The following is a 599-nucleotide window of genomic DNA, read 5'->3' as shown; positions in this document are numbered from 1 at the left end:
GACATTCCGTTGGGCACGCCGATCGCCGGCCGTACGGACCAGGCGTTCGACGATCTCGTGGGCTATTTCGTCAACACCCTGGTGCTGCGTACGGATACGTCGGGTGATCCGACGTTCCGTGAGCTGCTGGGCCGGGTACGGGAGGCGGACCTGGCCGCGTACGCGCACCAGGACGTGCCCCTGGAAAACCTTGTCGAGGCGCTCAACCCCCAGCGTTCCCTCTCCCATCACCCTCTCTTCCAGATCATGCTCGTGCTCCAGAGCGCCACGGGCGAGCTGTCCGCACTCGAAGGACTCGAGACGGAGTACAGCCCGATGGGCAGCGGTGGCTCACGCTTCGACATGGCGTTGAGCCTGTCCGAGCACCGCGACGCGGACAATGAGCCGACGGGCCTGGACGTGGTGGTGGAGTTCGCCACGGATCTGTTCGACCGGTCGACGGTGGAGGCCCTGGTCGCACGGTGGGGCCGAGTGCTGCAGGAGGTGATCCTCGATCCCGGGCTCAGGGTCGAGGAGCTGGACATCCTCTCGCTTGAGGAGCGGTGTGTGCTGCTTGAGGGTGTGGGTGATGGTGGTGTGGCGGTGCCGTGGGTGTCTTT

At 65.8% G+C, this 599-nt stretch carries 1 protein-coding gene; it reads left to right on the top strand.

From position 1 onward, the window contains the following. Positions 1-599: condensation domain-containing protein (locus MTF65_RS30080; protein ID WP_243632164.1), on the top strand; the 599-nt coding region annotated here is incomplete at both ends.

It is taken from the genome of Streptomyces sp. APSN-46.1 (genome assembly GCF_022815725.1).
GTDB lineage: Bacteria > Actinomycetota > Actinomycetes > Streptomycetales > Streptomycetaceae > Streptomyces.
The sequence above is the reverse complement of the archived record's forward strand: the minus strand, read 5'-3'. Positions and strand labels throughout refer to the sequence as shown.